Genomic DNA, 608 nt, shown 5'->3' on the forward strand with positions numbered 1-608 from the left:
GTCTATTTCTGCTTCCAGCTGACCTTCGCGATCATTACGCCGGCGCTGATCACCGGCGCGTTCGCCGACCGCATGAAGTTCTCGTCGATGCTGGTGTTCATGACGCTGTGGTCGATCCTGGTCTACTCGCCGATCGCGCACATGGTGTGGGAGCCGACCGGCTGGCTGGCCAGCGCGGGCATCCTCGACTTCGCGGGCGGCACGGTCGTGCATATCAATGCGGGTATCGCGGCGCTGGTCTGCGCGCTGGTGCTCGGCAAGCGCACCGGCTACGGCAAGGACGTGATGGCGCCGCACAACCTCGTGCTGTCGCTGATCGGCGCCTCGATGCTGTGGGTCGGCTGGTTCGGCTTCAACGCGGGTTCGGCCGTGGCCGCCGATGGCCGTGCGGGCTTCGCGATGCTGACCACGCAGATCGCCACCGCGATGGCCGCGCTCAGCTGGATGTTCGCCGAATGGATCGCCAAGGGTAAGCCGTCGGTGCTCGGCATCGTGTCGGGCGCGGTCGCGGGTCTGGTCGCGATTACGCCGGCCTCGGGCTTCGTCGGTGTCGCCGGCGCGCTGGTCATCGGCCTGCTGGCCGGTGCGATCTGCTTCTGGTCGGCCAC

At 67.6% G+C, this 608-nt stretch carries 1 pseudogene; it reads left to right on the forward strand.

Annotation, left to right across the window (positions count from 1 at the left end):
* Window positions 1-608: pseudogene (locus HV796_RS43120) on the forward strand (ammonium transporter); the annotation flags it as partial.

It is taken from the genome of Paraburkholderia humisilvae, assembly GCF_902859855.1.
GTDB lineage: Bacteria > Pseudomonadota > Gammaproteobacteria > Burkholderiales > Burkholderiaceae > Paraburkholderia > Paraburkholderia humisilvae.